Here is a 25519-nt window from a genome sequence, read left to right on the forward strand (position 1 = left end):
TATGTGCGGCGTCGTCGGAACTATTTCCCACTCACCAGTAAATCAACTTCTCTATGATGCTTTGTTGCTCTTGCAACACCGCGGACAAGATGCTGCTGGAATCGCAACCATGAACGGTAATTCGTTCACGATGCACAAGGCAAACGGTCTTGTACGCGACGTATTTAGAACACGCAATATGCGTAGCTTGGTTGGTAATGCTGGTATTGGTCAGGTTCGTTACCCAACAGCCGGCTCAGCAAGCAGCGAAGAAGAGGCGCAACCTTTCTATGTTAGTGCCCCATACGGAATTGTTTTGGCGCATAACGGTAACCTGACAAATGCACCAAGTTTGCGTGTTGAGATGGCTTACCGTGATCGCCGCCACATTAATACTAGCTCTGATACAGAGGTGCTATTAAACGTCTTGGCTGATGAGCTTCAAAAAGAAACCAATAGCGTTGCTTTAGATGAGGGCGCCATGTTTAATGCGGTTACTGGAGTGACGGGCCGCGTAAAAGGTTCTTATGCTGTGGTCTCTCTGATTGCCGGTTATGGTTTATTGGCTTTCCGTGACCCATTTGGAATTCGTCCTCTGTGTATTGGTCGCATTGATACACCACAAGGACCTGAATGGATGGTGACATCTGAGTCAGTAGCGCTAGAAGGTTTGGGTTTTACTTTTGTACGTGATGTCAATCCTGGCGAAGCAATCTACATCGATTTAGATGGCAACTTCTACTCACGTCAATGCGTACCGAATGCTGTACTCACACCTTGCATCTTTGAATACGTCTACATGGCTCGACCAGACTCCACGATTGATGGCGTAACTGTGTACAACGTGCGCATGCGCATGGGTGACTACTTGGCTGAGAAGATTCGCAAAGAGACTAATGTCGATGAGATCGATGTTGTCATGCCGATTCCGGATTCAAGTCGTCCTGCAGCAATGCAAGTGGCTAAAAACTTGGGCGTTGATTATCGCGAAGGCTTCTTTAAGAACCGCTATATCGGCCGTACCTTTATCATGCCGGGCCAAGCCGTTCGCAAGAAATCTGTACGCCAAAAGCTCAATGCAATGCGGATTGAATTTAAGGATAAAACAGTATTAATTGTGGATGACTCTATTGTGCGGGGCACCACCTCGTTTGAGATCGTTCAAATGGCACGCGAATCCGGTGCCAAGAAAGTGATCTTTGCATCAGCAGCACCTCCTGTACGTTTTCCAAATGTCTACGGCATTGATATGCCAACGCGCAGTGAGTTGGTTGCCTATGGTCGTACCGATGAAGAAATTAATAAGATGATTGGTGCGGATCAATTAATCTATCAGAGCGTTGAGGATATGAAGCAGGCAGTGCGCGACATCAATCCTGCTATCCATCAATTTGAAGCCTCTTGTTTTGATGGCCATTACATCACTGGCGATATCACCGAGTCATACCTGGATGCCTTAGAGGCTGCTAGAAATACCTCTGCCGCAAAAGCGGATCGTCAGCGTGATTCGAGCGATTTCGCCCGCTCCCAGCTCCATCTGCATTTGGCTACCGAAGACTAAAAAGCGACAAGAATTTGCCTTCCACGAGGCAATTCTTCAATTCGGTGTCAAAATAGCAGTATGAAAAGCAAAACCACACGTAAAAAACCAGATTTTTCTAAGCTGGCACTCGAGACCATAGCGGTCCGCGCTGGTACTCGTCGCACAGCTGAATATCAAGAGCATTCAGAAGCGATGTTTTTGACTTCAAGTTTTTGTTTTGATAGTGCCGAATTAGCCGCTGATGGTTTTGCACATGCAGACCAGGGTTTTATCTATTCTCGCTTTACCAATCCAACAGTCAGCATGTTCCAAGATCGCTTGGCTGCTTTAGAAGGTGGTGAAGCCTGTATTGCAACCGCCTCAGGTATGTCGGCCATTTTGACAATGGCAATGTCTCACTTGCAAGCGGGTGACCATGTGGTTTGCTCACGCTCTGTATTTGGCGCAACTGTTCAGTTGTTCACTAATATTTTGGGTCGCTTTGGTATTACAACGACTTATGTAGATTTGTCTGACACCAAATCATGGCAGGCTGCTGTTCAGCCAAACACCAAACTATTTTATTTAGAGACTCCATCTAATCCTTTGACTGAGATTGCAGATATCAAAGCGATTTCAAAGATTGCCAATAAAGCAAAAGCTTTGTTTGCAGTAGATAACTGTTTCTGTACACCGGCCCTACAAAAGCCCTTGGCTTTGGGTGCCGATGTCGTGATTCATTCGGCAACTAAGTACTTAGATGGCCAGGGTAGAGTGGTTGGCGGTGCAATTGTGGGTAGTAAAGAATTCATCATGGGTAAAGTATTCCCATACGTTCGCACTGCCGGCCCAACGCTCTCCGCATTTAATGCTTGGGTGTTCTTAAAAGGTTTAGAGACTTTAGAGCTTCGCATGAAACAACAGAGTCAGAATGCGCTTGCTCTAGCCCAATGGCTTGAGAAGCAGTCTGGAGTGGAGCGCGTCTATCATCCTGGTCTGACATCGCATCCTCAGCATGCGTTAGCAAAACGTCAGCAAAAAGCGGGCGGTGCAATTGTGTCTTTCACATTAAAGGGTGGCAAGAAGGCGGCCTTTAAGCTGATTAACCAAACCAAGCTGTGCTCCATCACTGCAAACTTGGGCGATACACGCACAACTATTACTCATCCAGCGACGACTACGCATTGTCGGGTAACGCCTGAAGCCAGAAAAGCAGCCGGTATTACCGATGGCTTGGTACGCATTGCAGTTGGCCTTGAAAATATTGATGATCTCAAGAGTGATCTCGTTGGTGGACTCAAAAAATAATCAAGTCCACCAAAGCAGACCCATGAGCTTTGCTGATGCAACCCAGTTCTGGAATGAGCGATTCAATAAAGCAGAGTTTATCTTTGGCAAAGAGCCAAATGAATATCTTGTTGAGCAAACCCAAAAATATCTAAAGTCAGGCAGCAAAGTGCTTTGCATTGCTGATGGCGAAGGACGCAACGGTGTGTGGTTGGCCAAACAAGGCATGCAAGTCGTTGGCTTTGATGCATCTGATATTGCCTTAGCTAAAGCCAAGCAGTTTGCTCAAGATCATCAGGTAGAAATTGAATATTCATTCTCAGATACTGATAGTTTTGATTGGCAAGAGAACACATACGACGCTGTTATTGGAATTTTTATCCAGTTTGCTGATCCGGTAATGCGAGCGCGCATCTTTCAGCAAACCCATAAGGCATTGAAGTCTGGCGGCATCTTCATCTTGCAAGGCTACACACCCAAGCAGCTAGAGTACAAAACAGGTGGGCCATCCTTAATTGAGCACCTCTATACGGAAGAACTCATTAGGAGCCTTGTAAAAGAATTCCAAATATTAGATTTGTGTTGTTATGAAAAAGAGCTTAATGAAGGCGCGCGGCATGCTGGTATGTCGGCTTTATTAGGTCTTGTTGCTAAGAAGTAAAGCGACGTGGATCGTTGATGGGGCGCAGCGGCATGATATGAATTTTGTTACCATCAATTTGAATGTAAGTATTTTTCCCTGCCTCTAAACCCAATCTCTTAACCTCAGCCGCAGAGGCTTCCCAGCTGATAGCATGGCCACCGTCATCGGTTAGTAGTTGAATCACTGCAATCTGACCTAGAGTGCTCATTTGCTGAACTCTAGCTTGAATGCTGCCAGATACATGACTTGTATGCAGGCTCAATCCGTCAGCAGGTATTACCCAGGCAACCGGGGTGCCTGGTGGAATTTTGCCTTTATCAAGCACTTCAAACGCGTAGCTACTTTTATTCCAACTCAACTTGCCGGCTGTAAAAATACCTTCAAACATATTGTTGATGCCAACAAGCTCTGCCACTCTAGAGTTTCTCGGTTTCTGAAATAGAACCTGTGGGGCTGCAGTTTGTAAGCCAATACCTTGGTCGATAACCGTAATGTGATCGGCTAATAGATCGGCTTCGCGCAAATCATGAGTCACCAGCAGAATGGGAATATTGAGATCCTTGCGCAGCTCCGCCAGAATTTTATAAAGACTTTGACGGGTTGGTGCATCAATTGCCGAAAATGGCTCATCTAGTAGCAAGGCATTGGGCTTCTTTACAAGAGCCCTGGCTAGTGCGACGCGTTGCTGTTGTCCACCCGAAAGTTGATGGGGCATACGCTGTGCAAGCTCAGCAATTCCCATGTGATTTAACCAATCCATTGCGATGGTTTGGCGCATTGCAAGATCATGCCCAGAGTTTTGCAGAGGAATGCAGATGTTTTCAAGTGCAGTTAAATGTGGGAAGAGCGCATATTGCTGGAATAAGAATCCACAAGAGCGTTCTGCTGGGGAGAGTGAAGTTATGACGCCTTTTAAGTCACCGGCTTCAAACCAAGTTTGATTGCCGCACTCAATTTTTCCAAGACTCGCTTTATTCAGGCCTGCGATAGTCCGTAAGACAGAGGTTTTCCCGCTTCCTGATGGGCCCACCAAGGCATGCAACTGTCCTGGTGCACATTCAATGTTGATTTGCAGTGGATTTGGCAGTGTCTGCATGACTTTAACCTTGAGCATTAGGCTTCCCAACCTTTCCTGCGAGATGGATTTTGGCCAAAGACCCCATAGGACACTGCAATCGCTATTAAGGATATGCCGAGCAGCAGTAGGGCAAGTGCTCCAGCGCCAGCAGTGTCAAAACTTTGTACCTTGTCATAGATGGCAATGGATACTGTTTTAGTTTCTCCCGGTATTGCGCCGCCCACCATCAGAACCACTCCAAATTCACCAAGGGTGTGAGCAAAGGTCAGGACCGCGGCACTGGTGATACCGCGCCAGGCCAATGGCAATTCAATTAAACGAAAGATTTGCCAATTCGATAGACCGCTTACTTGAGCGGCTTCAATTATTTCTGGATTGATTGCTTCAAAAGCCCGCTGTATTGGCTGTATGGCAAACGGCAAATTGACGATGAGGGAGGCAATCAGAATGCCTGTGAATGAAAACACCAGCGGTACGCCTAAAAAGCTCTTGCCACCCAACCCAACCAGAAGGTAATAGCCTAAAACTGTAGGGGGCAAAACAAGAGGTAGAGCTAAGCCAGCCTCTATCCAAGACTTGCTTCTACCTACTTTTTGCAGGGAGTGGGCCACCCAGACCCCAAAGGGAATAATAAGGACGAGGGTCCACGCCGCAAGTTTTAATGAGAGAAGAATGGCATCCATATCCATGATTTGATTGTATCTGCTGATATCCCTAGGGTATCTCTCTATATCAAGTTTTCCGTAATTTGGGTTAAATATGCATATATACGCATATATGCATATAAAAAGGCCATATGAAAGCTAAGGTTCAAAAGGCGACGAAAAACTTATCTCCGAAGCAGATGGAGAAAGTGTTCTCTCATGTGGCGGCCTATTTCAACGTTCTCTCTGAGCCAGCACGTTTACGCATTATGTATGCCGTATGCTCCGGTGAAAAGTCGGTATCAGAGGTTGTGCAGATGTGTGGCACTAGCCAAGCAAACGTATCTAGACATCTTCTGGCATTACATAAGGCTGAAATTTTGCTGAGACGTAAAGAGGGTGTCACTGTTTATTACTCGATTGCTGATAACGCCACGGTAGAGATGTGTCAGACAGTCTGCGCGAAGATTGCTGAAAGCATTCATTAATTACAAAGTATTTATTCTTGAGTAGAGGTCAAATGACTAAGAAGCAAATTGAATTGAGCGCACAGGATATCTCGGCGGTTGAGAAGCCCGCCAATGGTGTTCGCCTTGTTAAAGCGCCAGAGCACTATATCTCTCAAGAGTTAATTGCGGACATTAATGCCAATGGCCTTGATGAGACTCGCCGGGGCTTCCTGCGCAAAGGATTTATGTCTGCGGTTGGTGGTGCAGCAGCAAGCCTGGCTGCGCCACTGGCATTTGCTGCCGGTGAGGGTGATCCAGCAATTTTAGAAAAGCAAGAGTGGCAAACAACCCTTGGTAAGAATGTGGCTACGATGCCTTATGGCGTTCCATCAATTTATGAAGCCAATTTAATTCGCCGTGAATCTCCGGGTTTAACACGAGTATCAGCTGCATCAGTTGCATTTACCCCTCTGCAAGGTTTGTTTGGAACGATTACTCCAAACGGTTTACATTTCGAGCGCCATCACCAAGGTTGGTACAACCTGAATCCAGAAACACATCGTCTGATGATTAATGGTTTGGTGAAAAATGCCCGCGTCTTTACGATGAACGATCTGATGAGGTTGCCTTCAGTTTCTCGTACGCATTTTATTGAGTGTGGGGCTAATACTGGATTAGAGTGGGGTAACGTTGCTGTACCAACAGTGCAATATACCCACGGCATGCTTTCATGCTGTGAATTTACTGGTGTACCTCTCAAGGTCCTGCTTGATGAATGTGGCGCTGATCTGAAAAAAGGAAAGTTTCTCCTGGCCGAAGGTGGCGATGGTTCTGGTATGACGCGCACTATCAATCTTGAGGCTTGCCTTGAGGATACGATTGTTGCTTGGGGTATGAATGGCGAGATGCTTCGTCCAGAGAATGGCTTTCCATTGCGTCTCGTTGTTCCTGGTGTTCAAGGCGTGAGCTGGGTGAAGTGGTTGCGGCGTTTAGAAGTGGGTGATATGCCTTGGAATACCAAAGATGAGGCTGTTCACTATATTGAATTAATGCCAAATGGCATGCATCGTCAATACGCATCCATACAAGAATGTAAATCTGTCATCACCACACCCTCAGGTGGCCAGCAATTATTGGATAAAGGCTTCTATAACGTGAGTGGTATGGCTTGGTCTGGTCGTGGCAAGATTAAACGCGTCGATGTTTCATTTGATGGCGGCAATAACTGGCGAACAGCGCGCTTAGAAACGCCGGTTCTCACAAAGTCTATTACCCGTTTCAATATTGATTGGGTATGGGATGGATCGCCGGCAATATTGCAGTCTAGGGCAATTGATGACACTGGCTATATTCAGCCATCAATCAAGGTGCTGCGTGATGCTCGTGGCAATCGCTCGATTTATCACAACAATGCGATTCAGTCTTGGAAATTGGATTCAAACGGCGAGGTGAGCAATGTACAGGTTGGATAAATTATTTGCTCGTCTAACGCTTGTAGGTTTGGCAGCATTTTCTGCTCAATTAACTTATGCGCAAAGCACTCAAGGCTCTGTGAAGTTCCCTGGTATTGGACGCAATGCAACGCCTGCCGAGGTTATCGCTTGGGATATTGACGTGCGCCCAGACTTTAAGGGATTGCCAAAAGGATCTGGATCCGTTGCGCAAGGTCAGGTGATTTGGGAGTCCAAGTGCGCCAGTTGTCACGGTGTGTTTGGCGAGTCCAATGAAATCTTTACCCCGATCGCCGGCGGCACAACTGCTGATGATGTGAAGACAGGAAGAGTGGCGTCTTTGGCTGATCGCAAGCAGCCTCAGCGCACTACCCTAATGAAAGTCCCAACTGTTTCAACATTGTGGGACTATATTTATCGCGCAATGCCTTGGAATGCTCCAAGATCATTAACGCCAGACGATACCTATGCTCTGGTGGCATTTATCCTGAGCTTGGGTGAGATTGTTCCTGATGATTTTGTCTTGAGTGATGTCAATATTGCGGAAGTTCAAAAGAAGATGCCAAACCGTAATGGCATGACTCGAAACCACGGTTTTTGGAGTGTTCATGGCAAGCCAGATGTCAACGGCTCCTCTTGTATGAACAATTGCGTCAAGTTTGTACAAATTGGGTCGGAGTTGCCTGATTTCGCAAGAAATGCCCATGGCAATATTGCAGAGCAAAATCGCCTCTATGGACCTTATCGAGGATCAGATTCGACTAAGCCACCAGTGGCGAAGTTGCCCGGCTCGTCGGGTGAGGGTTTGGCGCATGCTGCTGATACTCATGCGACCACAAGCAAAGGCCCGGCAGCATTATTTAAGAATGAGAACTGCTCAGCATGTCATGCTCCTAATGCCAAGTTAGTGGGCCCATCTATTGCTGATATTGCGGCTAAATATAAGGGTCAAAGCGGCGCTCAAGAAAAGCTGATGGCTAAGGTCAAAAATGGTGGTTCTGGGGTGTGGGGAGCTATTCCGATGCCGCCGCAAGCCCAGCTATCGGATGAGGATAGGGCAACCCTCGTGCGCTGGATGCTCACTGGACAGTAGATTTACAGAAGGTTTTTTGAAATACCGCTATATTTGATACTAAGAGTAGATTATTAAAGGAGTTTTTATGAATCAGCAGCGACGCAGTTTATTGAAATATTCAGCCGTTTTCGGCTTGATGGCTTCTGCGGGTCTTATTAGCGTAGCCCAAGCTCAAGAGTGGAATAAAGCCGCTTTTGAAGGCAAGAGCCTTGATGAGGTATTTAAAGTCTTGGGTGCTGGCACCCCTGATAAATCTGGCGCCGTTACTTTGAACGCCCCTGATATTGCAGAGAATGGTGCAGTAGTTCCAGTTGGAATTACAACCACTCTTAAAGCAGAGCAAATGGCAATCTTGGTTGAGAAAAACCCAAGCGCCTTAGCCGCTCAATTCTTTATTCCTGCTGGTACAGAACCATTTGTTACGACACGTATCAAGATGGGTCAGACCTCCAACGTATATGCTCTGGTTAAAGCTGATGGCAAGTGGAGTATGGCAGTGAAAGAAGTGAAGGTTACCTTAGGTGGTTGCGGCGGTTAATCCCCCAACTTATCTCACTACCATTAATTAATTACTAGATTACAAGAGGAAAACATGGCTGATCCAATGCGCGTTAGAGCTGCTGAGAACGGTGGAATTGTGGATGTAAAAATTTTGATGAAGCACGATATGGAGTCTGGTCAGCGTAAAGATGCTGCTGGCAAAACTATTCCAGCATGGTTCATCAGCACAATTAATGTCAAAGCAAATGGCAAAGATGTATTGAATGGTCAATTTGGTCCAGCAGTTTCTAAGGACCCATTTTTGAACTTTAAATACAAGGGCGCTAAAGGTGACAAAATTGTTGTGAGCTGGGTAGACAGCAAGGGTGATAAGCGCACCGACGAAGCAACTGCTTCTTGATGCCAACATCTTCACCGTCTCAATAGTTCTGAAAGGGTAACAAATGCAGCGTAAATTCACCTTGGGCCTAGCCTTAGGATTACTGGCAACGATGTTGTCATTTTCTCCATTGTCGTATGCGCAAAAGAGCGCAACTGACGATATTGCTAAATATCGCGAGATGATTGCAGATGGAAACCCTTCAGAGCTTTATGAGGCTGCCGGTGAAGAGCTTTGGAAAAAACCAGCTGGCCCTAAAAATGCCACACTGGAGAAGTGTGATTTAGGTCTTGGGCCTGGAGTCGTGAAGGGTGCAGCAGCACAGTTGCCTCGCTACTTCAAAGACACCAATAAATTTCAAGATCTCGAGTCACGCTTGATGACTTGTATGCAAGCGTTACAGGGTCGCGATCCTCAAGAAATGATTGATGCTCCATTTCAAAAGGGACCCAAGAAGGATATGGAGGCCATTGTTGCTTACGTAGTTACTTTATCTAAGGGTGACAAGATTAAGGTGAGCACCAATCATCCAAAAGAAAAAGAAATGTATGAGCTAGGTAAGCGTGCATTTTATTTCCAAGGTGGCCCGATGGATTTCTCCTGCGCTTCCTGCCATGCTGAAAATGGCAAGCGGATTCGTTTGCAGGACTTGCCTAACTTGACCGAGCAAAAGGGTGCCGCTATGGGTTGGGGTTATTGGCCCGCCTATCGTGTTTCTAGCGGTCAGTTCTGGACAATGCAACAGCGCTTGAATGATTGCTATCGTCAACAACGTTTCCCATTCCCGATCTACGGCTCAGATGTAACGATTGCTTTGTCTATGTATATGGCTAAGACTGCCAATGGCGGTACAGTTGAAACGCCTGGCTTAAAGCGCTAAGAGATAAGAGACGAACAAAATGAAAACTACACACATCAAAAAGCTCTTAACTATTGCAGGATTTATTGTTGCATCCAGCTTGCTGCAAAACGTAGCAGTGGCTCAACAAAAGAATGATCCAAGATTCAATAAGATGATGACTGAAAGCTTCAAAGCTGATGGTATTGCTGGCTTAGACCGCATTAATCAGGATGCAACTCAAAAGTTTTGCTCTGATCCAGTATTTGCTGGTAGCAAACAGGGTGAGAAGATGCGCGAGAAGATTCAGAAGATCAATATGGAGTCTATTAAGCAACCATCAGATGGAAAATATATTGGCGACTGGAAGAAGGGCGAGGCAATTGCTCAAAGCGGTCGTGGCGCCACTTGGACTGATAAGGCAGACACTGTTATCGGCGGCGGTTGCTATAACTGTCACCAGATTGATGCAAAAGAAATCTCCTATGGAAATATCGGTCCGTCATTGACTGGTTACGGAAAGTTACGGGGTTATTCACAAGAAGTGGTTACCTATACTTGGAATCGCATCAATAACTCCAAGGCTTATAACGCTTGCAGCAATATGCCAAGATTTGCGCACTTCAAACTCTTAAATGAGCAGCAGATTCAGGATGTCATGGCTTTATTGCTTGATCCTGCCTCTCCAGTGAATCAATAAGTAAAGATACAAAATATAAAGAACAGGCCGACAGGCCTGTTTTCATAAGGGGAAATGTTATGTCTTTAAGTCGTCGCGATTTTTTGCAGGCCTTGGCTATTGCATCTGCAGGCGGAATGAGTTTGCAGTCAAACTTTGCTAACGCACAAAGTACTGCACAAAAATTTTATGACTTGCCAAAGTTCGGTAACGTGCATTTCTTGCATTTCACAGATTGTCACGCTCAGTTATTACCAATTTATTTCCGTGAACCTAATGTCAATCTTGGTATTGGCGCGCAAGAGGGCAAAACTCCGCATTTAGTGGGCGAATATTTCTTAAAAGCAAATGGCATTAAGCCGGGCACACGTGACGCACACGCATTTACCTACTTAGATTATGTAGCTGCAGCGCAGAACTACGGCAAGATGGGCGGCTTTGCTCATATGGCTACCTTGATTAAGCAAATGAAAGCGAACCGTCCAGGAGCCTTATTGCTTGATGGCGGCGATACCTGGCAGGGTTCAGGCACAGCGCTCTGGACCAATGGTCAAGATATGGTTGATGCGGCGCTTGCTCTTGGTGTTGATGTAATGACGCCACATTGGGAAATGACCCTGGGCGAGAAGCGCGTGATGGAAATTGTGAATGGCGATTTCAAGGGCAAAGTTTCTTTCCTCGCGCAAAACATTAAGACGGCAGACTTTGGCGACATGGTATTTAACCCCTATGTTATGAAAGTGCAGAATGGCATTCAGGTAGCCATCATTGGTCAGGCCTTCCCATATACGCCAATCGCAAATCCGCGCTATTTCACTCCTGACTGGACCTTTGGTATTCAGGAAGAAAATATGCAAAAGACTATTGATGAAGTGAGATCAAAGGGCGCGAAGGTGGTTGTGCTTTTATCTCACAACGGTATGGACGTCGATTTAAAAATGGCCTCACGCGTTCGAGGTTTAGATGCAATTATGGGCGGTCATACGCATGATGGTGTTCCCATTCCTGTGAAGGTGAAGAATGCTGGTGGAGTAACCCTGGTTACCAATGCTGGATCGAATAGTAAGTTCTTAGGCGTTCTAGATTTTGATGTGAAGGGTGGCAAACCTGTTGATTTTCGCTACAAGCTTTTCCCAATTTTCTCCAATATGATCCCAGCTGACCCAACGATGAGTAAGTTGATCACTAAGATCAGAGCTCCGTATGAAGCTAAGCTTAATGAGAAATTGGCAACGACTGAAGGTCTCTTGTATCGCCGCGGAAACTTCAACGGCAGCTTTGATCAGCTCATTCTCGATGGTTTGATGGCGCAGAAAAATGCAGAGATTGCTTTCTCTCCTGGCTTCCGCTGGGGTACCAGCCTCTTGCCGGGTCAAGCAATCACCCGCGAGAATCTCTTAGATCAAACCGCGATTACTTATCCATACACTACTGTCACGAATATGACTGGTGAGACGATTAAAACAATCCTAGAAGACGTTGCAGACAATTTATTTAATCCTGACCCTTACTATCAGCAAGGTGGTGACATGGTGCGCGTGGGCGGTATGCAATACGCTATTGATCCAGCACAAACTGCTGGTAAGCGGATTACCGATATGCGCTTAAATGGCAAACCCATTGAGGCTAGCAAGACTTATAAGGTTGCAGGCTGGGCGCCAGTGAGCGAGGATGCTAAGAATGCTGGTGGTGAAGCAATCTGGGATGTAATGGAAAGACACTTAAGAGATGTTAAGGTTGTAAAAGCCGTCAAGCTTAATGAGCCGATCATTAAAGGTGTTAGCAATAATCCTGGCATGGCTCCCATTTAAATCATATGAAAGTTATCGCAATGAATAAATTATTTCACCTTATATTTGCAGTTATGATTGCTTTTGGTTTTGGTTCGATTGCTAATGCGCAATCATCTGGGTCGACCAAGGTGGTTTATCACATTGATGATGCTGAAACCCAAGGCTTAAAGGGCTTGCGTAATATTCGCAACCACCTCGACGTCTCGCCACAAACAACTATCATTGTTGTCACTCACGCCAATGGCGTAGACCTGCTGATGGAGGGTGGTAAAGATAAAAAGAATAATGTGGAATATGCACCGCTAGTAGGGGCGCTTAAATCCCGCGGTGTGAAGTTTGAGGTTTGTGAAATTACCTTGAAAAATCGTAATCTCAAGAAAGATCAATTCACGATGGATGCAGATTTCACGCCATCAGGCGTAGTGCGTGTTGCAGACCTGCAATATAAAGATGGGTTTGCCTATATCAAGCCTTAATTCATATTCAAATGAATATTTTTAGAGCTAGCATTGCTTATCTGAAGTGCTCGATAGGGGTCCTCATCGGATCCTTTATCTTTTTTAGTAGTGCCTACGGGCAGATTACTAAGCCTGTCGATACGATTCAATTAAAGCCCATTCAGGTTGCGCCTCATACCTATTTTGTTCAGGGCTACCCAGAAATGGGGAACAGCGCCAATCAAAACTTTATTTCAAATGCTGGATTTGTGGTCACCCCTAAAGGGGTCGTTGTTGTCGATGCCTTAGGTTCGCCTATCCTTGCACAAAAATTGATTGCTGAAATTAAGAAAGTTACCAATCAAAAAGTAGTTGCCTTGATTGTGAGTCACTATCATGCAGATCACGTCTATGGGCTGCAAGAGTTTAAAAAGATCGGTGCCAAGATTTATGCGCAAGGTGAGGGTAGAAGCTACCTCTCTTCAGAAACAGCAAAGCAACGTTTAATTGCCTCACGAACTGATTTTGCTCCATGGGTAAATTCAGATACAAAACTGATTTCGGCAGATATTTGGATTGATCAAAAAACAAAACTCTCTGTTGGGGGAGTAGACTTTTTCGTCAGTCGCGTAGGGCCTGCACATGCCCCCGAAGATTTAATGGTGTACGTGCCATCAGAAAAAGTGCTCTTTGCTGGGGACCTTGTATTTAGAGGTCGAATTCCATTTGTGGGCAATGCCGATAGTAGGGGCTGGCTCATCGCCTTAGATGAGATTGAAAAACTCAAGCCCAATATCGTGATTCCAGGGCATGGCAATTACTCCCTGAACCCCTCTGAAGACATTATTTTTACTAGAAACTACCTAAAATATTTGCGGGATTCGATGTCTGCAGCCGCCATCAATATGGATCCATTTGAGGATGCCTATAAGCAAGCAGATTGGTCAGAATACGAAGGAATGCCACTATTTAGAGCGGCCAACCGGATGAACGCCTATAACGTCTACCTGTCCATCCAGGCCGAGTAGGGCAATTTTGCCCATTGGGCCTTAAAATAGCGGATTAATGCTAAATCCTTGATTTGTAATGAAAATGATTTTTATTCGATTCCTTCCTGCAATGATCTTGAGTGCGCTTTTATGCGCTCCAGCTTTTGCTGCACCGGATTTGGCAAATGGCAAGAGCATTGATCAGCAAAAATGTTACGCCTGCCATGCCAAGAAAACAGGTTTTGGTAATGGCGACATGATCTATACGCGTAGCGATAGCAGGGTAAAGTCTGTGGCCAATCTCAAGAAGATGGTGGCTTTGTGTAATACCGAGCTTCGTTTAGACCTTTTTCCTGAGGATGAAGCAGATGTCGTTGCTTATCTCAATCAGCAGTTTTATAAATTCAAACCTTAATTTTTTTAAATATAGTCGCTATGGATGTTGTTGATATCAATTCTTTAAGTAGGTCAGTACTCTGGGCTACGTTTGCCATTACCTTTGTGCTTGGCGCAGTCATGCAGAAGACTGGCTTTTGCAGCATGGGTGCTGTTTCTGATGCATTCATCATGTCTAGCTGGGATCGACTTAGGCAGTGGTTCTTAGCCATTGGTGTTGCGATCATTGGCTTTGCTTTGATGTCTTATCTCGGACTGATAGATCCATTAAAAAGCTTTTATACCGGCAATAAGTTTTTATGGCTTTCCACCATTGTCGGCAGTATTTTGTTTGGCTTTGGCATGGTTTTGTCTTCTGGATGCGGCAGTAAAACTTTAGTACGCATTGGCGGGGGTAATTTAAAGTCGATTATTGTTTTTATGGTTCTAGGTCTAACCGCTTACATGACCATGCGTGGTTTTTTAGGAGTGATTCGTATCAATACGCTTGATACTGTCTTTATCGCTTTCAATACCCCACAAGATTTACCAAGTCTGCTGAGTGGCCCTTTGGGTATGGCTCGCGCTAACCTGCATCTAGTTTTAGGCTTGATCATTGGTTTTGCATTTATCGCCTACGCATTGGCTAATAAAGCGTTTTGGACAGCAGAGAATCTCATTGCCGGTATTGCTGTTGGTTTAGCAATCTGCGCTGTATGGTGGGTCTCAGGCAACCTAGGTTACGTAGCTGAGGATCCCAATACTTTGGAAGAAGTATTTTTGGTCACCAATTCTGGGCGTATGGAGAGCTTATCATTTGTTGCCCCTTATGCCTACTCACTAGACTGGCTCATGATGTATAGCGATACATCCAAAGTACTCACAGTCGGAGTAGTTGCGGTGCTCGGAATGATCTTGGGTTCGGCGCTGATATCTGTTGTAACAAAATCTTTCCGTTGGGAGTCTTTCCGCAATACTGAAGACACCGCAAATCACTTGATTGGTGCTGCCTTGATGGGCTTTGGTGGCGTTACTGCTTTGGGGTGTACAGTAGGGCAGGGTTTAAGTGGTATCTCTACTCTAGCTCTGGGATCTTTATTGGCCTTACCTGGATTTATATTCGGTGCTTATTTGGGGTTGCGCTATTTGCAATTCCGCCTTGCCCCTAACCCTTGCAGCTAAGCATCAATCATTTGGATATCAATTAATGCAAATTGACTGGCTTTCCTTCACACCCATTCCATCTTTATTGGGCGGGATGATTCTAGGTGTCGCTGCAGCGCTGTACGTTCTATTGCATGGCCGCATTCTAGGAATTAGTGGGATTGTTTCTGGACTGCTGCATCCCAAATTAGAAGACTCTGCTTGGCGATTGAGCTTGGTGTTAGGTTTAGTTTCAGCTCCATTTTTAGCCGCATTATTTTTCGGTATTTTTCCAATCGTTGAGATTGACTCTAGTTGGTTGGCAATTGTGATTGCCGGTCTTTTAGTAGGCTTTGGTGCGCAATATGGTTCAGGCTGTACTAGCGGTCATGGTATCTGTGGTTTATCTCGCTTATCACCACGCTCATTGGTTGCAACCATAGCTTTTATGGGCGCTGGTTTTATGATGGTTTTTGTAGTTCGCCACTTGATTGCTAGCTAAGTTGAAAAAACATTACGGCCTCTTCAGTCAATATGCCATTGGTGTGCTCTTTGGGTGGGGATTAATTATTTCTGGCATGAGTAATCCGCAAAAGATTTTGGGATTCTTGGATTTAGCCGGCAACTGGGATCCTTCCCTGATGTTTGTGATGTTGGGTGCCGTGCTGGTTGGTCTTGCTGGTTTTTATATTGTGAGCAAGCGGTCCGAGGCATTTTTTGGCGACGCTCTTCACATCCCAACAAGGCGCGATATCACCAAACCTTTAATTATTGGTAGCCTCATCTTTGGAGCAGGCTGGGGTATTGCTGGCTTTTGTCCTGGGCCAGCACTGGTTGCTCTTGGCGCTGGCCATCTCAAAGCCCTAGTATTTGTGCTGGCTATGTTGGTGGGTATGGAGATCTGCGAGCGCTTCTTTACAGGCCATAGAAACAAGCCCAAGCAGGCTTAAGGCCGCCTGATCTAAAATTAGCCCTATTACTACTTATTTCATGTAGAGGGTTTTATGAGTCTTCCTATTTCTTGTCATAACGCACAGTTCGGTACCCTTGGTCAGATCGACCCTAGCCATTTGGCTGAAATCGCAAAACAGGGTTACAAAAGTGTGATCAATAACCGACCTGATGGAGAGGGCGGTCCGGATCAGCCCACTAATGCATCGATTCAGGCTGAAGCAGAAAAGCTTGGTCTTCATTACGTTTATTTACCAGTAGTTCCTGGCGCATTTACTCCGGCTCAAGTCCAAGAGATGTCGCGCCTGTTAAAAACAATGCCTGGCCCAATCTTGGCATTTTGCCGCTCTGGTGCACGCTCAACAAACTTATACCAACTTGCATTACAAGTTGCTTAAGACGAAAGTCTGATTGCATGCGAATTGCTATTCCTGAAGAGCGCAAGCTTGTTCATGAAATGATCATGCCCATTCGCTGGGGTGATATGGATGCGTATGGACATGTGAATAACACTATTTACTTTCGCTATATGGAGCAGGCTCGTTGTGAATGGATTACCGCTATGGGTTACGATGTCGCTCCTGGTCGTGAGTCCATGTTGATGCTCAATGGCTTCTGCAATTTTTACCAACAACTCTCTTTCCCGGGAGATTTGATTTTAAAGACCTCTATTGGCGCCATAGGCAGAACCAGTTTAGATGTCTATACCAGCATGGCATTAACCACTTCGCCTGAGGTAGAGGCTGCAATTGGAGGCGCCACCATGGTATGGGTTGACCTCACCACCAATAAATCAGCTCCTTGGCCCGATCATGTCTTGCAGAAGTTGCGCTAGCACAAGGTATGCAGCCAAGTAATCCGCACATCTTAAGGCTGGATCAATTTCTTTCTGAGTTGAATCAATTTGACCTCATTATTGATGTGAGGTCACCGGCAGAGTTTGCCTTAGACCATATTCCTGGGGCGGTGAATTTTCCGGTCCTCAACAATGAAGAGCGCGCTCAGATCGGCACACTTTATAAACAAGTATCTCCATTTGCCGCTAAGAAGTTGGGAGCAGCTCTAGTTTCTAAAAACATTGCGAAACATATTGAGGAAAACCTACTGGAATTGCCACGTGAATGGCGGCCACTGATTTATTGCTGGCGTGGCGGTGAGCGCAGTGGAGCATTTACTCATATTCTGAATCGTATTGGCTGGAAGGCCATGCAGCTTGAGAGCGGTTATCAAGGCTTTAGACGTACTGTGATTGATGGCCTTGAGCATGCTGCAAGTACTTTTAGATTCCAAGTGATCTGTGGAATGACAGGCAGCGGTAAAACGAGGGCGCTTCAAGAGGCGCAAAAACACGGCGCGCAAATCTTGGATCTAGAGGCCTTGGCAATTCATCGTGGATCAGTCCTAGGTAATGAGCCCAATATTGAACAGCCTTCTCAAAAAGGTTTCGAGACAGCCCTTTGGAATGCGCTGCGTAATCTGGACCCATCAAAACCCGTCTTAGTAGAGTCAGAGAGTAAAAAGGTAGGCGGTGTTCATATACCCGATGCCTTAATGGAAAAAATTCGTAACGGTGCTTGTATTGAATTGCGCTCTAGTCCACAAACACGAGTGTCTTGGTTGATTCGTGAATACCATCACTTTCTAACGGATACAGATAACTTTAAGAGCAAGCTTGCCTTACTGACGGCTCACTATGGAAAAGTCCAGATCACCAAATGGAACGAAGCCATTGATGCAGGCAACTTTCCGGAGCTAGTTGAGGAATTGCTGGTGAAGCACTACGATCCCTCTTATCAATCATCAATTGTCAGAAATTTCCCCCAGTACAAAACGGAAAATTTTGTGCAGCTCGACAACGATAGCGATGAGGCCTTTGCGAAAGCTGCAAAGGCCATCGTCACAAAGCTTGCTTAGCGAATCAGCTAAACGCCTGAATACCAGTCTGTGCGCGACCTAAGATTAGGGCGTGAATATCGTGGGTACCTTCGTAGGTATTGACTACCTCTAAGTTCAGCATATGGCGTACAACACCATACTCATCAGAGATGCCGTTACCTCCGTGCATATCACGTGCTAAACGTGCAATGTCCAGTGACTTGCCGCAAGAGTTGCGTTTCATGATGGAGGTGATTTCGGGAGCAGCAATTCCTTCATCTTTCATGCGACCTAGGCGCAAGCAACCCTGGAGGGCAAGAGTGATTTCAGTTTGCATATCTGCCAACTTCTTCTGGATCAATTGATTGGCTGCGAGAGGTCGATCGAACTGCTTGCGATCAAGGGTATATTGGCGAGCAGCATGCCAGCACCATTCAGCTGCCCCTAGAGTACCCCAAGAGATTCCATAGCGAGCAGAGTTGAGGCAGGTAAATGGACCCTTAAGCCCACTGACTTCGGGAAATTCATTTTCGGCTGGCACAAAGGCTTCATCCATCACGATTTCACCGGTGATAGAGGCGCGTAGACCCATCTTGCCGCTGATTTTTGGAGCGCTTAAGCCCTTCATCCCTTTTTCCAGAATGTAGCCGCGGATGACACCTTCATCATTCTTTGCCCATACTACAAATACATCAGCAATTGGGGAGTTGGAGATCCACATCTTAGATCCCGTTAAAGAAAATCCGCCAGGAACTTTTTTGGCTCGGGTGATCATGCCACCAGCATCGGATCCGTAGTTAGGTTCAGTCAACCCAAAACAACCAATCCATTCGCCAGTAGCTAATTTAGGTAGGTATTTTTGTTTTTGTGCTTCACTACCAAATTCATTAATCGGCACCATCACTAATGAGGATTGCACGCTCATCATCGAACGATATCCAGAATCAACACGCTCAATCTCGCGAGCAATCAGACCATAAGAAACATAGTTCAGGTTAGCGCCGCCGTACTCCTCCGGAATGGTGATTCCCAAAAGACCAAGTTCGCCCATTTCGCGGAAGATTGCAGGGTCAGTCGTTTCATTTCGAAAGGCATCATGAATGCGCGGCATGAGTCGGCCTTGAGCGTACTCAGCAGCCGCATCACGGATCATGCGTTCCTCTTCAGTTAATTGTGTATCGAGGAGGAGGGGGTCCGCCCAATTAAAGCTAGCTTTACTCATTACTTAGTCATCCTATTGTTAAATTACATGCTTCCTGCGAATTTTCAGGAATGCAGATATTCTTGTTTCTATTATCCATTTTTCCAGGCTTATGGACTCACCTAGACGACACCATCGCTATTACGACCTGATTTTGGCGGCCTTTGTGGTGGTCTTGCTCTGCTCGAACTTTATCGGCGCTGGTAAAGCAGCCGTTATTGACTTGCCTTATTTTGGAACCGTTGTATTTGGCGGTGGAATTTTGTTCTTTCCAATTGCCTATTTCTTTGGAGATATTCTCACGGAGGTTTACGGTTACGCCTATGATCGCCGTGCTGTTTGGGCCGGGTTTGCTGCCTTGGCATTTGCAGCGATCATGGCGCAAATTGTGATTGCACTGCCGGTGGCGCCCGGTGACTACATGGCGAGCTATCAGCAGGGCCTAGAAACTGTCTTTGGCAACTCCTGGCGCATTGCTTTGGCTTCAATGTTTTCATTTTGGTGCGGCAGTCTGGTCAATAGCTACGTTCTGGCCAAAATGAAAATTTGGACTGAAGGACGCTTTCTGTGGATGCGCACTATTGGTTCAACAGCGGTAGGTGAGCTGGTTGACTCCTCTTTCTTTTATCTATTAGCTTTCTATGGCATATGGCCTATCCACGAACTAATACAGGTAGCCTTGGCACAGTACGTCCTGAAAACTTCCTGGGAGGTCTTAGCTACCCCAATGACTTATTGGGTCATCAATTTCCTAAAGCGTAAGGAAAATGAGGATTATTACGACATCCATACGAATTTCACCCCATTTAGGGTCAAAGTCTGAATTAGACCTTTCTGTGCTGAACCCGTTAAAATAACGGTCTTTGCCCCCAAAGCTGGGGGTATCTGTTGAATTAATTTTCAGAAAGCTAGAAACCATCCGTGTTGTCCGCATCTAATATCACCATGCAGTTTGGGGCAAAGCCCCTGTTTGAAAACATTTCCGTGAAGTTTGGCGGCGGTAATCGTTATGGCCTTATTGGTGCAAACGGTTGCGGTAAATCTACCTTCATGAAAATCCTTGGCGGTGAGCTTGAGCCTACTAGCGGTAACGTGAGCTTAGATCCAGGCATTCGTCTCGGTAAGTTGCGTCAAGATCAATTTGCTTATGAAGACGTACGTGTACTTGATGTAGTAATGATGGGTCACGAAGAGATGTGGAAGGCTGCTGCGGAGCGTGATGCAATTTATGCGAATCCAGAAGCCACAGATGAAGATTACATGAAGGCTGCTGAACTCGAAGGCAAGTATGCTGAGTATGGCGGTTACACAGCAGAAGCAAAAGCAGGTGAGTTGTTATTAGGGATTGGTATTCCGACTGAGCAGCACGATGGCCCAATGAGTAACGTTGCTCCAGGCTGGAAGCTCCGTGTATTGCTAGCGCAAGCATTGTTTTCTGACCCGGACGTACTTTTACTTGATGAGCCAACCAATAACTTGGATATTCACTCCATTCATTGGCTTGAAGACATCCTCAATCAAATTAAGAGCACCATCGTCATCATTTCCCATGATCGCCACTTCCTCAATGAAGTCTGTACGCATATGGCCGACATGGACTATGGAACCTTGAAGGTCTATCCAGGTAATTACGATTCCTATATGTTGGCATCTGTGCAGGCCCGTACCCAACAGTTAAGTAATAACGTGAAAGCCAAAGAAAAGATTGCTGAATTAGCAGCATTCGTGGCGCGCTTCTCTGCGAATGCTTCCAAAGCCCGTCAAGCTACTTCACGTCAGCGTCAGTTGGAAAAAATTGAGATTGTTGAAGTGAAGCCTTCTTCACGTCAAAATCCATTTATTCGTTTTGATACTGAGAAAAAACTTCACAACATGGCAGTCGAGTGCAATGCACTTACCAAAGCCTATGACCGCGTGATTTTTAAGAACTTTAAGCTTGGCGTTCGTGCTGGCGAGAAGATTGCCATCATTGGACAAAACGGCGCTGGTAAGACCACCTTACTCAAATCCATTCTCAGCAAACGTTTTGACGGTATTGCAGTCGATAGCGGTGATGTGAAGTGGGCTGAGAATGCGAAGGTCGGCGTAATGCCTCAAGACAATACCGAGATGTTCGCTAAAGACGAATTACTCATGGACTGGATGAATTGGTGGCGTAATACTGGCGATGATGATCAAGTGATTCGCGGAACCTTAGGGCGCCTACTGTTCTCTGGCGATGACATTGGCAAATCCGTCAAAGTCTTATCTGGTGGTGAAAAGGGCCGAATGATTTGGGGTAAATTGATGCTCCAAAAATATAACGTCCTAGCAATGGATGAGCCGACCAATCACATGGATATGGAATCGATTGAAAGTTTGCAGATTGCCTTAGAGAAATTCGATGGCACTTTGATTTTCGTATCCCATGACCGTGAATTTGTATCTGCATTGGCCAATCGCATCTTAGAGGTCAAGATGGATGGTACGGTGGTAGATTACTCAGGTACCTATGAAGAGTATTTGCGTAGTCAGGAGTTGACTGGCTAAATTACTAGCTAAGCAATACTCTAGGTAGAAAAAATATAAGCCTGCGAATTACGCAGGCTTATTTTCTTTGGCCTGCCGCTGAAAGCGCATCGCAGTTCCGTCTTCGCGAATACGTTTCCAAACGGACAGTTTCTCTTCATCGGAGAGAAAAACCCAATTACTCACCTCAGATAAAGTGCGACCACAGCCTTGGCAGATTTCGTCATAGAGGGTCGTGCAAACTCCAATACAAGGTGAGTCAGATGCATCGTCCCCTGTAGAGAGTGAATGTGAGCCATCTTGAGTTTGCGGGTTGACGCTATCAGAATTCATAGCTGTACTTTAGTCGATTTCAGTGGACTATGCTCGGCAAGCTCATCGACATAGGCGCCGATACCTTGGTGTTCACGATCGAGAAAATGTTCAATTGCCTTCGCAAATCTAGGGTCTTTGATTAAATGTGCGGATTGGATAGTCGTTGGCAAAAAGCCGCGTGCCATTTTGTGTTCGCCTTGGGCGCCTCCCTCAAAGGTCTGGATGCCTTCAGCGATACAGTACTCAATAGCCTGGTAATACGCAGTTTCAAAGTGCAAGCAAGGAATATGTACTTTGGCACCCCAATATCTCCCAAACACTTTGCCTGATGGTCGATCTACCACTAGTAGGGAGGCTGCAATAGGGGCCTCATCCTTTTCGGCAATGATTAAATGGAGATTGTCTGGCATCCGTTTTGCCCATAGCTTAAGGAATGATTCATTTAAGTAAGGGGCTGAATGATGCTCGAGATAAGTATTTTGATAGCAGTCATAAAAGAATTCCCAGTCTTGATTAGTTGATTCTTTTCCGGGAACGTGTCTAAACGTAATGGCTTCTCGTGCCACTTGTTCGCGTTCACGGCGAATATTCTTCCGACGCTTCATGGTGAGCACAGACAAAAACTGTTCAAAACTTTGAAAGTCTTGGTTATGCCAATGAAACTGTACAGAATCTCGGAGTAAGAAGCCTTGCTCCTTCAAATAGTTTGCTTGGACACTTGGGGGAAATAGGATGTGCGCCGAAGATAAGTTATTTTCCAACACTAAAGACTTTAATCCATTGATTAATGCATTCTGAATTTCAACGGCATTGAATTTGGGGCTGTATAAGATGCGTGCACCCTGCACGGGGGTGAAGGGGATGGCGCAAAGTACCTTAGGGTAATAGTTCATGCCTTGCTGCTCGTAAGCCTGCGCCCAAGACCAGTCAAACACAAACTCTCCATAGGAGTGCTGCTTTAAATACAGGGGCATTGCGCCGATTAATTGGCTATCTTGCTTTAAAAGTAAATGGGCAATTTGCCATCCAGTGTTGCCGCCCACGCAACCCGTCTCTTCGAGAGCGCTTAAGAATTCATGCCTCAGAAAAGGGCCGGCATCATGGCTGAGTAGGGCGTTCCAGTCTGGAGCAGATACATCAGAGAGATGATCTAGGATGTCTATTTGGAATTTTTCAGAGCCTATCACTATCGGCGCTGGATCAATTCGATTTTGTATCCATCAGGATCGGTGACAAAGGCAATAACGGTATCGCCACCGGCAACAGGACCCGCTTCACGGGTCACATTGCCACCCGCAGACTTCATTTTCTCGCAGGCAGCATAAGCATCTGGAACCCCGATAGCGATATGTCCATAAGCACTACCTAAATCATATGAAGAAACGCCGTGGTTATAGGTCAGCTCAATCTCTGCTTGGCCGTCTACATTGCCTTTGCCATAGCCAACAAAAGCCAGGGAGTACTTTTGCTCAGGGCGCTCAGTCGTGCGCAGCAAATTCATGCCCAGTACTTTGGTATAGAAATCAATCGAGCGATTTAAATCGCCGACGCGAAGCATAGTGTGTAGGATCATCATATTTACATGGATGCGTAGTTGGGGCCACCACCACCTTCTGGTGTAATCCAGATGATGTTTTGGCTAGGGTCTTTAATGTCGCAAGTTTTGCAGTGGACACAATTTTGTGAATTGATCTGCAGGCGGGGTTTGCCATCAGTCTCAACGTATTCATAAACACCGGCAGGGCAATAGCGTTGCTCAGGCCCGGCGTAAGTCTTTAGGTTGAGGTCAACTGGAACAGAATCATTCTTCAGAGTTAAATGAACTGGTTGATTCTCAGCATGGTTGGTGTTGGAGATAAATACCGAAGAGAGGCGATCGAAGGTGATCTTGCCATCTGGTTTTGGATACTCAATTGGCTGATGTTTTGCCGCGGGCTCTAAGCACTCATGATCCGCATGCTTGAGATGCACCGTCCAAGGAACATTGCCGCCTAAAAGCTTTTGTTCTAAGCCAACCATCAAGGTGCCAAGGTAGAGTCCTTTAGACATCCAAGATTTGAAGTTACGAGCTTGGTTGAGTTCGGTATGTAACCAGCTATTTTGAAATGCTGTTGGGTAAGCAGATAAAACATCGGCTGAGCGATTTTCATTTAGAGCAGAAACTGCAGCTTCTGCTGCAAGCATGCCGGTCTTAATAGCTGCATGGCTACCTTTAATGCGGGAGGCATTTAAGAAGCCAGCATCACAACCAATGAGTGCGCCACCAGGAAACACTGTTTTTGGCAGACTATTTAAACCGCCAGCAGTGAGTGCGCGTGCACCATAAGCAATACGTTTGCCACCTTCAAAGGTTTCGCGAATCTTGGGGTGCAATTTATAGCGCTGGAATTCTTCAAATGGAGAGAGATAAGGGTTCTTATACGAGAGACCCACAACAAGACCAACGGCAACTTTGTTATCTCCTAAGTGGTAGAGAAATGAACCACCATAGGTATCGCTCTCTAAGGGCCAGCCAGCAGTGTGAACAACTAATCCAGGCTTGCTCTTGGAGGGTTCAACTTCCCAGAGTTCTTTAATGCCAATGCCATAGCTTTGTGGGTCGGCATCCTTATCTAAGGCAAACTTAGTAATCAGCTGTTTACCCAGATGGCCACGAGCACCTTCGGCGAAGAGGGTGTACTTGGCACGTAATTCCATGCCAAGCTGGAACTGATCAGTGGGCTTGCCTTCTTTATCTAAACCCATCGCCCCAGTAATAACACCACATACTGCACCTTGTTCGTTATACAAAATTTCAGCAGCTGGGAAGCCTGGGAAAATCTCTACACCCAGATTCTCAGCTTGTTGCCCCATCCAGCGCGTTACGTTTGCGAGGCTAACAATATAGTTACCTTCATTCTTAAAGCAGTGGGGCAACATCCAATTTGGAACTTGATAAGAGTTATCAGACGTTAAGAATAGAAATTGGTCTTGAGTAACTTCGGTTTCTAGTGGAGCACCCATTTTTTTCCAATCGGGAAAGAGTTCGGTGAGCGCTTTTGGATCCATGACGGCGCCAGACAAAATATGCGCACCAATTTCTGAGCCCTTTTCCAGAACGCAGACGCTAATCTCTTTGCCAGTGGAATTAGCCAATTGTTTGGCTTTAATCGCTGCTGATAGACCAGCTGGACCACCGCCTACTATGACTAGGTCATAGTCCATGGACTCTCGCGGTCCAAATTGTTCTAGCAGTTCTGCGGCGTTCATTCAAATTCTCCGGAATTTCTTCAAAATAGGCTTTTTAGCCCCACTAGTTTAGTGCGAATAGTCAAAAACCAAATTAGTGCCAAGGTAGTGCCTAAGCTTACTAGGCTGGACGGTCCGAGGCGTTATGATTGCTTTTTTACTCATTTTGGCAATATTAG

Annotated in this window: 29 protein-coding genes; 22 read left to right on the top strand and 7 right to left on the bottom strand. The window is 45.9% G+C overall.

All coding sequences use genetic code 11. The features are described 5' to 3' along the window. Nucleotide 1 precedes the first annotated feature (1 nt). Genes purF through ICN13_RS03425 form a run of 3 tightly spaced genes read left to right on the top strand, consistent with a single transcriptional unit; the run spans nt 2 to nt 3449 of the window. Nucleotides 2–1540 carry an amidophosphoribosyltransferase gene (gene purF / locus ICN13_RS03415; protein WP_216138971.1) on the top strand — a complete coding sequence of 513 codons (1539 nt, stop codon included), beginning with the start codon at nt 2–4 and terminating at the stop codon, nt 1538–1540. Between the two features lie 60 nt (nt 1541–1600). Then, nucleotides 1601–2809, top strand: coding sequence for an O-succinylhomoserine sulfhydrylase (locus ICN13_RS03420; RefSeq protein WP_216138972.1), 1209 nt, complete (start codon nt 1601–1603; stop codon nt 2807–2809). Nucleotides 2810–2831: 22 nt separating this feature from the next. Next, a complete protein-coding gene (locus ICN13_RS03425) occupies nt 2832–3449 on the top strand; it encodes a bifunctional 2-polyprenyl-6-hydroxyphenol methylase/3-demethylubiquinol 3-O-methyltransferase UbiG (protein ID WP_216138973.1) in 618 nt (205 codons plus the stop codon). Here ICN13_RS03425 and ICN13_RS03430 read toward each other — a convergent pair. Together ICN13_RS03430 and modB are read right to left on the bottom strand one after the other, a co-directional pair. Further along, nucleotides 3439–4545: an ABC transporter ATP-binding protein gene (locus tag ICN13_RS03430; protein WP_216138974.1), complete on the bottom strand. Its 1107-nt coding sequence runs from the start codon at nt 4543–4545 to the stop codon at nt 3439–3441. The genes ICN13_RS03425 and ICN13_RS03430 overlap by 11 nt on opposite strands. Beyond that, nucleotides 4545–5198: a molybdate ABC transporter permease subunit gene (gene modB, locus ICN13_RS03435; protein WP_216138975.1), complete on the bottom strand. Its 654-nt coding sequence runs from the start codon at nt 5196–5198 to the stop codon at nt 4545–4547. The genes ICN13_RS03430 and modB overlap by 1 nt, the downstream gene beginning before the upstream one ends. A 107-nt stretch (nt 5199–5305) precedes the next feature. Between modB and ICN13_RS03440 the strand changes: the two genes are divergently transcribed. The 17 genes from ICN13_RS03440 (at nt 5306) to mnmH (ending at nt 18127) form a co-directional block, all read left to right on the top strand. Continuing rightward, the gene (locus ICN13_RS03440) at nt 5306–5641 is read left to right on the top strand and encodes a metalloregulator ArsR/SmtB family transcription factor (RefSeq protein WP_216138976.1); all 336 of its coding nucleotides are present in this window, start codon (nt 5306–5308) and stop codon (nt 5639–5641) included. Between the two features lie 32 nt (nt 5642–5673). Beyond that, the gene (gene soxC / locus ICN13_RS03445) at nt 5674–7074 is read left to right on the top strand and encodes a sulfite dehydrogenase (protein ID WP_216138977.1); all 1401 of its coding nucleotides are present in this window, start codon (nt 5674–5676) and stop codon (nt 7072–7074) included. Continuing rightward, on the top strand, nt 7058–8146 hold the full coding sequence (locus tag ICN13_RS03450) for a c-type cytochrome (protein WP_216138978.1): 1089 nt from the start codon (nt 7058–7060) through the stop codon (nt 8144–8146). Before soxC ends, ICN13_RS03450 begins: the two co-directional genes overlap by 17 nt. 67 nt (nt 8147–8213) lie before the next feature. After that, nucleotides 8214–8666, top strand: a complete 453-nt coding sequence (soxY, locus tag ICN13_RS03455) for a thiosulfate oxidation carrier protein SoxY (RefSeq protein ID WP_216138979.1) — start codon at nt 8214–8216, stop codon at nt 8664–8666. Between the two features lie 54 nt (nt 8667–8720). Continuing rightward, nucleotides 8721–9029 carry a thiosulfate oxidation carrier complex protein SoxZ gene (gene soxZ / locus ICN13_RS03460; RefSeq protein ID WP_087909856.1) on the top strand — a complete coding sequence of 103 codons (309 nt, stop codon included), beginning with the start codon at nt 8721–8723 and terminating at the stop codon, nt 9027–9029. Between the two features lie 43 nt (nt 9030–9072). Continuing rightward, nucleotides 9073–9888 (top strand): sulfur oxidation c-type cytochrome SoxA, encoded by an 816-nt coding sequence (soxA, locus tag ICN13_RS03465; protein WP_216138980.1) that lies wholly within the window; start codon nt 9073–9075, stop codon nt 9886–9888. A 19-nt stretch (nt 9889–9907) separates the two neighbouring features. Beyond that, nucleotides 9908–10546, top strand: a complete 639-nt coding sequence (soxX, locus tag ICN13_RS03470) for a sulfur oxidation c-type cytochrome SoxX (protein WP_216138981.1) — start codon at nt 9908–9910, stop codon at nt 10544–10546. 59 nt (nt 10547–10605) lie between these two features. Continuing rightward, a complete protein-coding gene (gene soxB, locus ICN13_RS03475) occupies nt 10606–12336 on the top strand; it encodes a thiosulfohydrolase SoxB (RefSeq protein WP_216138982.1) in 1731 nt (576 codons plus the stop codon). A gap of 20 nt (nt 12337–12356) precedes the next feature. Further along, the gene (locus tag ICN13_RS03480) at nt 12357–12794 is read left to right on the top strand and encodes a DsrE family protein (protein WP_216138983.1); all 438 of its coding nucleotides are present in this window, start codon (nt 12357–12359) and stop codon (nt 12792–12794) included. 11 nt (nt 12795–12805) lie between these two features. Further along, a complete protein-coding gene (locus ICN13_RS03485) occupies nt 12806–13783 on the top strand; it encodes an MBL fold metallo-hydrolase (RefSeq protein WP_216138984.1) in 978 nt (325 codons plus the stop codon). A gap of 58 nt (nt 13784–13841) precedes the next feature. Beyond that, complete coding sequence (locus ICN13_RS03490) at nt 13842–14159, top strand: hypothetical protein (RefSeq protein ID WP_255534013.1); 318 nt, start codon at nt 13842–13844, stop codon at nt 14157–14159. A gap of 20 nt (nt 14160–14179) precedes the next feature. Further along, nucleotides 14180–15301 (top strand): YeeE/YedE family protein, encoded by a 1122-nt coding sequence (locus tag ICN13_RS03495; protein WP_216138985.1) that lies wholly within the window; start codon nt 14180–14182, stop codon nt 15299–15301. A 25-nt stretch (nt 15302–15326) separates the two neighbouring features. Further along, entirely contained in the window at nt 15327–15764 is a 438-nt protein-coding gene (locus ICN13_RS03500) for a YeeE/YedE family protein (protein WP_216138986.1), read from the top strand. Between the two features lies 1 nt (nt 15765). Continuing rightward, complete coding sequence (locus tag ICN13_RS03505; protein ID WP_255534016.1) at nt 15766–16212, top strand: YeeE/YedE family protein; 447 nt, start codon at nt 15766–15768, stop codon at nt 16210–16212. A 54-nt stretch (nt 16213–16266) separates the two neighbouring features. After that, a complete protein-coding gene (locus ICN13_RS03510; protein WP_216138987.1) occupies nt 16267–16611 on the top strand; it encodes a TIGR01244 family sulfur transferase in 345 nt (114 codons plus the stop codon). Between the two features lie 17 nt (nt 16612–16628). Beyond that, nucleotides 16629–17048, top strand: a complete 420-nt coding sequence (locus ICN13_RS03515; protein WP_216138988.1) for a thioesterase family protein — start codon at nt 16629–16631, stop codon at nt 17046–17048. Nucleotides 17049–17056: 8 nt separating this feature from the next. Beyond that, complete coding sequence (gene mnmH, locus ICN13_RS03520) at nt 17057–18127, top strand: tRNA 2-selenouridine(34) synthase MnmH (RefSeq protein ID WP_216139282.1); 1071 nt, start codon at nt 17057–17059, stop codon at nt 18125–18127. Nucleotides 18128–18131: 4 nt separating this feature from the next. On the opposite strand, the gene ICN13_RS03525 is transcribed toward mnmH, so the two are convergent. Next, nucleotides 18132–19310 (bottom strand): acyl-CoA dehydrogenase, encoded by a 1179-nt coding sequence (locus ICN13_RS03525; protein WP_216138989.1) that lies wholly within the window; start codon nt 19308–19310, stop codon nt 18132–18134. Between the two features lie 91 nt (nt 19311–19401). On the opposite strand from ICN13_RS03525, the gene ICN13_RS03530 reads away from it, so the two are divergent. Both ICN13_RS03530 and ICN13_RS03535 read left to right on the top strand, forming a co-directional pair. After that, on the top strand, nt 19402–20112 hold the full coding sequence (locus tag ICN13_RS03530) for a queuosine precursor transporter (protein ID WP_216138990.1): 711 nt from the start codon (nt 19402–19404) through the stop codon (nt 20110–20112). Nucleotides 20113–20210: 98 nt separating this feature from the next. Continuing rightward, entirely contained in the window at nt 20211–21818 is a 1608-nt protein-coding gene (locus ICN13_RS03535; protein ID WP_087909869.1) for an ABC-F family ATPase, read from the top strand. A gap of 48 nt (nt 21819–21866) precedes the next feature. Here the strand turns inward: ICN13_RS03535 and ICN13_RS03540 are convergent, their stop codons facing one another. From ICN13_RS03540 to ICN13_RS03555, 4 genes are read right to left on the bottom strand one after another with little or no spacing between them, the layout of a single operon-like run. Further along, nucleotides 21867–22130 (bottom strand): DUF1289 domain-containing protein, encoded by a 264-nt coding sequence (locus tag ICN13_RS03540; RefSeq protein WP_216138991.1) that lies wholly within the window; start codon nt 22128–22130, stop codon nt 21867–21869. Continuing rightward, on the bottom strand, nt 22127–23299 hold the full coding sequence (locus ICN13_RS03545) for a GNAT family N-acetyltransferase (RefSeq protein ID WP_216138992.1): 1173 nt from the start codon (nt 23297–23299) through the stop codon (nt 22127–22129). Before ICN13_RS03545 ends, ICN13_RS03540 begins: the two co-directional genes overlap by 4 nt. Then, nucleotides 23299–23688 carry a lactoylglutathione lyase gene (gloA, locus tag ICN13_RS03550; protein WP_216138993.1) on the bottom strand — a complete coding sequence of 130 codons (390 nt, stop codon included), beginning with the start codon at nt 23686–23688 and terminating at the stop codon, nt 23299–23301. The genes ICN13_RS03545 and gloA overlap by 1 nt, the downstream gene beginning before the upstream one ends. 2 nt (nt 23689–23690) lie before the next feature. Continuing rightward, nucleotides 23691–25361: an electron transfer flavoprotein-ubiquinone oxidoreductase gene (locus ICN13_RS03555; RefSeq protein ID WP_216138994.1), complete on the bottom strand. Its 1671-nt coding sequence runs from the start codon at nt 25359–25361 to the stop codon at nt 23691–23693. Nucleotides 25362–25519 lie beyond the last annotated feature (158 nt).

The sequence above is a fragment of the Polynucleobacter sp. MWH-Berg-3C6 genome, from assembly GCF_018881855.1.
Classification (GTDB): Bacteria; Pseudomonadota; Gammaproteobacteria; order Burkholderiales; family Burkholderiaceae; genus Polynucleobacter.

Coding starts and splice junctions, on each gene's coding strand:
- purF (WP_216138971.1), top strand. CDS start 2: ATGTGCGGCGTCGTCGGAACTATTTCCCACTCACCAGTAAATCAACTT.
- ICN13_RS03420 (WP_216138972.1), top strand. CDS start 1,601: ATGAAAAGCAAAACCACACGTAAAAAACCAGATTTTTCTAAGCTGGCA.
- ICN13_RS03425 (WP_216138973.1), top strand. CDS start 2,832: ATGAGCTTTGCTGATGCAACCCAGTTCTGGAATGAGCGATTCAATAAA.
- ICN13_RS03430 (WP_216138974.1), bottom strand. CDS start 4,545: ATGCTCAAGGTTAAAGTCATGCAGACACTGCCAAATCCACTGCAAATC.
- modB (WP_216138975.1), bottom strand. CDS start 5,198: ATGGATATGGATGCCATTCTTCTCTCATTAAAACTTGCGGCGTGGACC.
- ICN13_RS03440 (WP_216138976.1), top strand. CDS start 5,306: ATGAAAGCTAAGGTTCAAAAGGCGACGAAAAACTTATCTCCGAAGCAG.
- soxC (WP_216138977.1), top strand. CDS start 5,674: ATGACTAAGAAGCAAATTGAATTGAGCGCACAGGATATCTCGGCGGTT.
- ICN13_RS03450 (WP_216138978.1), top strand. CDS start 7,058: ATGTACAGGTTGGATAAATTATTTGCTCGTCTAACGCTTGTAGGTTTG.
- soxY (WP_216138979.1), top strand. CDS start 8,214: ATGAATCAGCAGCGACGCAGTTTATTGAAATATTCAGCCGTTTTCGGC.
- soxZ (WP_087909856.1), top strand. CDS start 8,721: ATGGCTGATCCAATGCGCGTTAGAGCTGCTGAGAACGGTGGAATTGTG.
- soxA (WP_216138980.1), top strand. CDS start 9,073: ATGCAGCGTAAATTCACCTTGGGCCTAGCCTTAGGATTACTGGCAACG.
- soxX (WP_216138981.1), top strand. CDS start 9,908: ATGAAAACTACACACATCAAAAAGCTCTTAACTATTGCAGGATTTATT.
- soxB (WP_216138982.1), top strand. CDS start 10,606: ATGTCTTTAAGTCGTCGCGATTTTTTGCAGGCCTTGGCTATTGCATCT.
- ICN13_RS03480 (WP_216138983.1), top strand. CDS start 12,357: ATGAATAAATTATTTCACCTTATATTTGCAGTTATGATTGCTTTTGGT.
- ICN13_RS03485 (WP_216138984.1), top strand. CDS start 12,806: ATGAATATTTTTAGAGCTAGCATTGCTTATCTGAAGTGCTCGATAGGG.
- ICN13_RS03490 (WP_255534013.1), top strand. CDS start 13,842: ATGAAAATGATTTTTATTCGATTCCTTCCTGCAATGATCTTGAGTGCG.
- ICN13_RS03495 (WP_216138985.1), top strand. CDS start 14,180: ATGGATGTTGTTGATATCAATTCTTTAAGTAGGTCAGTACTCTGGGCT.
- ICN13_RS03500 (WP_216138986.1), top strand. CDS start 15,327: ATGCAAATTGACTGGCTTTCCTTCACACCCATTCCATCTTTATTGGGC.
- ICN13_RS03510 (WP_216138987.1), top strand. CDS start 16,267: ATGAGTCTTCCTATTTCTTGTCATAACGCACAGTTCGGTACCCTTGGT.
- ICN13_RS03515 (WP_216138988.1), top strand. CDS start 16,629: ATGCGAATTGCTATTCCTGAAGAGCGCAAGCTTGTTCATGAAATGATC.
- mnmH (WP_216139282.1), top strand. CDS start 17,057: ATGCAGCCAAGTAATCCGCACATCTTAAGGCTGGATCAATTTCTTTCT.
- ICN13_RS03525 (WP_216138989.1), bottom strand. CDS start 19,310: ATGAGTAAAGCTAGCTTTAATTGGGCGGACCCCCTCCTCCTCGATACA.
- ICN13_RS03530 (WP_216138990.1), top strand. CDS start 19,402: ATGGACTCACCTAGACGACACCATCGCTATTACGACCTGATTTTGGCG.
- ICN13_RS03540 (WP_216138991.1), bottom strand. CDS start 22,130: ATGAATTCTGATAGCGTCAACCCGCAAACTCAAGATGGCTCACATTCA.
- gloA (WP_216138993.1), bottom strand. CDS start 23,688: ATGATGATCCTACACACTATGCTTCGCGTCGGCGATTTAAATCGCTCG.
- ICN13_RS03555 (WP_216138994.1), bottom strand. CDS start 25,361: ATGAACGCCGCAGAACTGCTAGAACAATTTGGACCGCGAGAGTCCATG.